At 41.4% G+C, this 6,000-nt stretch carries 9 protein-coding genes; 4 read left to right on the top strand and 5 right to left on the bottom strand.

Annotation, left to right across the window (positions count from 1 at the left end):
* Nucleotides 1–108: 108 nt before the first annotated feature.
* On the bottom strand, nt 109–1,131 hold the full coding sequence (locus K4039_RS16755; RefSeq protein WP_265236687.1) for a DUF262 domain-containing protein: 1,023 nt from the start codon (nt 1,129–1,131) through the stop codon (nt 109–111).
* 338 nt (nt 1,132–1,469) lie between these two features.
* Between K4039_RS16755 and K4039_RS16750 the strand changes: the two genes are divergently transcribed.
* The 3 genes from K4039_RS16750 to K4039_RS16740 all read left to right on the top strand — a co-directional run bounded on the left by K4039_RS16750 (nt 1,470) and on the right by K4039_RS16740 (nt 3,173).
* Nucleotides 1,470–1,718, top strand: a complete 249-nt coding sequence (locus K4039_RS16750) for a type II toxin-antitoxin system VapB family antitoxin (protein ID WP_265236686.1) — start codon at nt 1,470–1,472, stop codon at nt 1,716–1,718.
* Between the two features lie 171 nt (nt 1,719–1,889).
* A complete protein-coding gene (locus K4039_RS16745; protein ID WP_265236685.1) occupies nt 1,890–2,150 on the top strand; it encodes a hypothetical protein in 261 nt (86 codons plus the stop codon).
* A 162-nt stretch (nt 2,151–2,312) separates the two neighbouring features.
* A complete protein-coding gene (locus tag K4039_RS16740; RefSeq protein ID WP_265236684.1) occupies nt 2,313–3,173 on the top strand; it encodes an Rpn family recombination-promoting nuclease/putative transposase in 861 nt (286 codons plus the stop codon).
* A gap of 14 nt (nt 3,174–3,187) precedes the next feature.
* Here K4039_RS16740 and K4039_RS16735 read toward each other — a convergent pair whose 3' ends face one another.
* The 4 genes from K4039_RS16735 to msrA form a co-directional block, all read right to left on the bottom strand.
* Nucleotides 3,188–3,763, bottom strand: a complete 576-nt coding sequence (locus K4039_RS16735) for a DUF948 domain-containing protein (protein WP_265236683.1) — start codon at nt 3,761–3,763, stop codon at nt 3,188–3,190.
* 37 nt (nt 3,764–3,800) lie between these two features.
* Nucleotides 3,801–4,142, bottom strand: a complete 342-nt coding sequence (locus K4039_RS16730) for a YtxH domain-containing protein (protein WP_265236682.1) — start codon at nt 4,140–4,142, stop codon at nt 3,801–3,803.
* 35 nt (nt 4,143–4,177) lie between these two features.
* Complete coding sequence (locus tag K4039_RS16725) at nt 4,178–4,483, bottom strand: hypothetical protein (RefSeq protein ID WP_265236681.1); 306 nt, start codon at nt 4,481–4,483, stop codon at nt 4,178–4,180.
* 353 nt (nt 4,484–4,836) lie between these two features.
* A complete protein-coding gene (gene msrA / locus K4039_RS16720; RefSeq protein WP_265236680.1) occupies nt 4,837–5,490 on the bottom strand; it encodes a peptide-methionine (S)-S-oxide reductase MsrA in 654 nt (217 codons plus the stop codon).
* Nucleotides 5,491–5,805: 315 nt separating this feature from the next.
* Here msrA and K4039_RS16715 point away from each other — a divergent pair, with 315 nt between their 5' ends.
* Entirely contained in the window at nt 5,806–5,943 is a 138-nt protein-coding gene (locus K4039_RS16715) for a hypothetical protein (RefSeq protein WP_265236679.1), read from the top strand.
* The last annotated feature ends 57 nt before the right edge of the window (nt 5,944–6,000 follow it).

Below are 6,000 nucleotides of genomic sequence, written 5' to 3'. Positions count from 1 at the left end.
AATATAAGTTTCTAGTATTTTATCCTGTTTCTAGCAAGGCAAGAGTAAAAATAAGTTAAGACTTTGGATTCAATCCAGTAAAGCAAAACTTTCCATTATATCATAAAATTATTTTGCAAGAGGTCTACTGTAATCATCATAACAATTGAGTAGAAATGGATAGACTGTAGTTAATTCTAGTCGTTTGATCCGCATCAGCAAACTATTAATAGATTTATTGGTTTCCTGACTAGGATTAATTAGTTTATTGTAGTAATCAGCAAATTTAGCTAAATCTTCTAAAGATTCTAAAGCATTTTTGACATTAACCCTATCCTTTAATGTCAAATAAACTTGGTCATTTTTAACTTCCCGACCATATTTCATTAAGTAATGACGAATAAACTCAGTCAAATTATCACCTAAAGCAGCTTGCATCGGTTCCCAATATTTGGCATAATTTTTCTGCTGTTCTTCTTCATTAATCTTCATAAAAAAGTAGTTTCTAATTAAGTCGGCTTGACTTAATGGTTTTCCTTTAGCATTTAAACTTTCAAAAACTAAGTGCGGATTTTCGTCTTTGTCTAAAAGAATACTAACCAAGGAAAAACCGCTAATAATGGCTGTTTTAATTAAGCTCAATTCAATGTCTTTCTGACTCAATTTTTTGTCAAAGAAGCGATAACACTCATTAATTAAAGATGTTTCAGAATTAGGAGAACCCTGATCGATAATATGATGAAAACTCCAGCGATCTGCTTGAGTAGGTTGTAGTTTATATAGTTCTAAACCTGTTTCATAAGGATTAATTAGAATAGTATTATTAATTTGTTCTGCTAGTTTATTTGTTTCTTTTTGTTGTTTCGCGCGATCGCGGACAACCGCCAATAAAATTAAAATAGTTGTTAGTCTTTGTTGACCATCAATCAATAAATATTTAGATACTCCTTCAGGTAGAGAAATAGTTTGTAACGTGACAATAGAACCCATAAAATGAGGTGTCATAGTTTCCTGTTCTGTCAAGTCTATCAGATCATTCCATAAGTTTTCCCATTGTTGTTTTTCCCAGCTATAAGGACGTTGAAATAGCGGAACAAGATATTGTTGGGTTCCTTCTAGGATTTTTTGTAGTTTAGTTTCTGATGCTTTCATATTTTTTGAGGTATATTTCAAGTAAAGTTATTTAAGGCTTGATGTTAGTGATTTACCACTAAAGCCATTTTTTCAGTGTTTTCTCGTCCGTTGGGTTAACGCAAGAAAACCCAATATTTTTTTCCATCACAATCTAATCAATATGGCAATTATACATGGAAGTTGGTGCATTACGCCGAATCAGGATTTCTTTCTTTGGGGAGAAACTTGGCGACGAGTCACGCCGGAACTTCTGAGTTCAGATGCGATCGCCCATTGATATATTTTCAGTGTTACACTAAAAATACAGCAGTGTTCGGTGACAATTGCGTCATACCCTACTTGCATGAGGAAAATACATGGTAAATACGCTCGAAATTGACAAAACTCTTCTTCAAGAAGCCCTTGATTTGAGTAATCATCCAACACCTAATATATTAATTGAAGCGACTTTATGCGAGTACATTCAACGTCGCAAGCAACTAAAAATATTGGAATTGCTCGGTACTATTGACTACGATAACGTTAGCAATTTCGGTTATGCTGACGTTAGCCACATTAGACCTCTTGCAGAAGTCACGGGCTTGATAGAGAAACCGCAGATGTAAACAGATAAACACTGATTGACGCAGATGATTTCAGGGTATTTTCCGATTTTTGCAAGAGGTCTATTTCACAACACCGACAATGGCCTCAAAAGAAGACTTATTTACCGAAGCCGCCAAACACTGGGACTTAGAAAGACTGTGGTTGATCTATGTAAAACTTTATACCAATATGTGAAAAAACTCGCAGATTTACCGAATGAATCCGTGGGAAATTGGAGAAATGTTTGCGATCGGCTACAGGAAGCAGGATTTAAAACTCAGTCGTCTGTGAAAGCTAAATTAAATAGTTCTTTACCGATCGAGGCTTTAGTAAAAATAGTTGATATGGGTTTTGAAAATCAAAATACATTAACAATTGATATTAACATTCGACTAGAATTCCCCTCAACTTCAGAAAATCCGAAAAAAGAAGACTTAGATAAAAACGATTAGATGTGCGATCGCCCCTATAGTAACTAATCTAACTGAAGGGCGATCGCCCTTCAACCACAAATCTTACAAAAAAGCCTTGCCATCTGAGAAGACCCTCAATCAAACAGTATAAATGGTATAATTATAATCGAGATCGATTCCTTCACAGTCGAGGTTTCAAAAATGAGATTTATCAATCCCAAAACAGATTTTGCCTTTAAAAAAATATTCGGCGACGAACAAAACAAAGACATCCTCATCAGTTTTCTCAACGCTATCCTCTATCAAGGCAATTCTGCGATCGAATCTTTAGAAATCCTCAATCCCTATCAACCCCCCAAAATTAGAGGAGTTAAAGATACTTACTTAGATATCCGAGCTAAACTGAATAACGAGCAAACAGTTATTATCGAAATGCAGGTATTGAATGTAGAAGGCTTTGAAAAGCGGATCTTGTACAATGCTGCTAAAGCTTACTCGATTCAACTCGATACGGGAGCAGATTACACGCTACTAAATCCGGTAATTGCGTTAACTATTACTGACTTTGAAATGTTCCCCAATCTCGACAAAGTAATTTCCCGCTTTGTCCTAAAAGAAAAAGATTTTTTGGTTGACTATCTAATTTATGATATCGAGTTAGTGTTTGTGGAATTACCGAAATTTGGCAAAAAGCTAGAGGAATTAGAAACTCTCACCGATAAGTGGATCTATTTCCTGAAAAATGCCAAAAGTTTAGAACTCGTACCCGAACAAATGGGAGAAGTGCCAGCAATTCAGAAAGCTTTTGAAGTTGCAAATCGCGCCGATTTAACCCGCGAAGAGTTGGAAGATTTAGAACATCAGGAAATTTACATACAAGACCAGCGGAATGCTATTACTAAAGCTGTTAAGCAGGCTGTTTCACAGGCTGTTTCACAGGCAATGAAGGAAAAAGCGCTTGAAATTGCCAAAGGACTTCTGGATGTGTTAGATGAAGCAACGATCGCTCAAACAACAGGATTGAGTATGGAGGAAATTCAAAAGTTGAAACAAGGAAGGTAAAAAGCGATCGACTATCAAGAATCCTTCGACACTTGCTCAAAATCTTCCGAATCCCCCGACAAACCAGAACCCTCGCCCTTCCTCAACCGTGGCGATTCCCCATTACTCGCACCAGCGCCGTAACCCCCAGAATACCTGTCATCCAAACCCGAATCCCTCAGCGAAATCGCACTTCTTTGACTCGCCGACAATCTATCTGATCGGCGATTTGTCCCAGAAATCGGCGGCTTCCGAGTTAAACTTTTCCAAGCAGCCATCACCCCAGTCACCACGCTGCGAGTTGTCACCTGCACGTTTTGCGCCTGCTTCTTCGCGGTACCAATACTTCGATCGACCTGTTTGACAACCTCCCCCGCACTGTGCACCCCATCGCTGACATCATCCGTCAACTCGCTAATTTCCAGCCCCGTCAACCGAATCGCCTCCAAAGTAGGCGGAAACTCGCGCGCAAGCGTGTCAGCGAGCTTTTCGACGCTGCGGGCTGCCCTTGCTAGCGCTTGCACCGCAGGTATTAAAGTCACTAAAACAGCAGTTAGGCTAACCGCCACTAGCAAAATCGAAAGTCCTAGCCAGAATATGGGATCACTCACTTGAATCTCGGATGTGGGGTTTGGGATTTCATGTAATTTAGCGGACAGGAGGGCGCAACGGAGGACTTACTTCGACTTCAGTTTCCGACAGCGTTTGGCGTTCCCGCTGCGTCGCTTCTAAACCCGCTGCGATCGCCTCCTTCAATCTAACCAAAGTTTCGTCCCAATTACGCAGTGCAGTTTCCGAAAGTCGATCGGCCTGCAACTGGACGCTACTCGATAAATCCTCCGCCAACTCCGGCAAAGCATCGGCCGATTTTTTCAAGATCTGCCGCGTCTCCTTCCCCGGTCGCGGTGCCATCAACAACCCAGTCACGGCCCCGATCGCAGAACCCACCAACAGACCGCCAATAAATAATCCTGAACGTTTAGATGACATTTTTATAACTTCTCTCCATACAATTTTAGGATAGCTTACCTCAAAAGTCGATCGCGCCTGAGCCAAAGCATCCGTCCCAAACCCAGCAATCTCAAAAGTTGCTGAACCTGTTGCAGTTGCAATTCCAGTTGTTGATAATCCCGCCGTAATTGGTGAGCACCTTGCTGCCTTTTAGCAAAAAAATTCGGCGATTTTGCGAGGACATTGCTGCTACAGCGCTCCATTGCTGTGATCCGAATTTCCAAACGTGCGATCGTCCGTCTGATTTTCCACACTCTTGTAGCGATATAAAAACACACCACAGATATCATTAAATTGATAATTACAACAGCCGTCAGCATTTCTCACCTGTTTTCAACTACTAATATATTCCGCGTTTTGTGGCAGAAGATCGGGCGGTTGAAACCGCGTCTACACAAACAAAACCCGGATGGTGCGCGGGTTGAAGAACGGCGATTAAAATTACGTTATTTTATTACTCGTTACCAGGCTCCAGCCTGGTAACGCAGATCCGGAGGCTCTGCCTCCATTTTCCCAAGCGAGGCAGAGCCTCTAAATATGGGCTCCCAGGCTGGAGCCTGGGAACCAGTTAAACCGCCATCTGATCTTCAGTCCGCGGAGGCGGACATCGTTTGTGTAGACGCGGTTTCAACCGCCGTCTGATCTATGTGTCCCGATCAAGCGGGATCAAATTTCAAGCCTCAGACATAGCAGGCAAACAAACCTTAGTACCGCCCAAACCGCAATAACCATTCGGGTTTTTAGCAAGATACTGCTGATGATAGCTTTCTGCGTAATAAAACTCAGGAGCCTCAATAATCTCAGTAGTAATCTTACCGTAGCGGGCCTCCGTCAAAGCTGTCTGGTAAGCATCCCGCGAAGCTTCAGCTAGCTGCATCTGGCTGGTTGAATACGTGTAAATGCCCGATCGATATTGAGTACCCGAATCATTACCCTGCTTCATTCCTTGAGTCGGATTGTGACTTTCCCAAAAAACTTTCAGCAGCGTTTCGTAACTAACTACTTTCGGATCGAACACAACCAAAACAACTTCATTGTGTCCCGTCATCCCGCTGCAAACTTCGTTATAAGTAGGATTCGGAGTAATCCCCGCCGCATAACCCGCAGCAGTCGAAAAAACTCCATTTTGCTGCCAAAATTTCCGTTCCGCGCCCCAAAAACAGCCCAAACCAAACACGGCAATCTCCATGCCGTTTGGAAAGGGAGGTTTGAGCGGATTGCCGTTAACAAAGTGAGTTGCCGGTACCGCTATCTGCTCTGCCCGTCCCGGTAATGCCTCTTGAGCAGAGGGCAGGCTCGACTTTTTGCCAAATCCAAATAGCACCATAAATTTGTGAGGGCGATCTCTGATAAACGTCTTTACCTTACTTAATAATATCAGATATTCACTGAAAATAGTGGCACTTTTGAAGGTAGAAGGTAAAAACCAGAAGGCAGATTTTTTTTACGGAAGGTTTTTGGTGATAATGCTCACTGCCAACGCAGTTTTAAATCACATTAGGCAGTGTTCTATGTCACCAAAACATACCTAAAATATCACCTATTGTTGAGTTATAAATCACGCGGATTTTAGGCAAAATAGCCGATTATTAAAGGTATGGTGTTGTAGTAGTTATTCAATACCATCTATTGGGAGTGAGAAATGGGCGCTAAACCTTGCAGTCAACCTTTAAAATCTAATCCGTTTATTACTTACCGCGACCCAATTACAGGCAAATGGATTGTGGTAAATCAGACTTTGCCCAAAGCAGCAGAACAAGCACAGCTAGCAGCAGCTTGAGTTTTCCTATTAATTTTTGACCTAAAAATTAACCATTCTTTCAAACTTCAGGACTTA

Origin of the sequence: Lyngbya sp. CCAP 1446/10 (assembly GCF_026130175.1) — a bacterium.
Lineage (GTDB): Bacteria > Cyanobacteriota > Cyanobacteriia > Cyanobacteriales > Microcoleaceae > Microcoleus.
Note: the sequence above shows the minus strand (reverse complement) of the source record. Positions and strands in the feature narration are given on the sequence as shown.

Coding starts and splice junctions, on each gene's coding strand:
- K4039_RS16755 (WP_265236687.1), bottom strand. CDS start 1,131: ATGAAAGCATCAGAAACTAAACTACAAAAAATCCTAGAAGGAACCCAA.
- K4039_RS16750 (WP_265236686.1), top strand. CDS start 1,470: ATGGTAAATACGCTCGAAATTGACAAAACTCTTCTTCAAGAAGCCCTT.
- K4039_RS16740 (WP_265236684.1), top strand. CDS start 2,313: ATGAGATTTATCAATCCCAAAACAGATTTTGCCTTTAAAAAAATATTC.
- K4039_RS16730 (WP_265236682.1), bottom strand. CDS start 4,142: ATGTCATCTAAACGTTCAGGATTATTTATTGGCGGTCTGTTGGTGGGT.
- K4039_RS16725 (WP_265236681.1), bottom strand. CDS start 4,483: ATGCTGACGGCTGTTGTAATTATCAATTTAATGATATCTGTGGTGTGT.
- msrA (WP_265236680.1), bottom strand. CDS start 5,490: ATGGTGCTATTTGGATTTGGCAAAAAGTCGAGCCTGCCCTCTGCTCAA.
- K4039_RS16715 (WP_265236679.1), top strand. CDS start 5,806: ATGGGCGCTAAACCTTGCAGTCAACCTTTAAAATCTAATCCGTTTATT.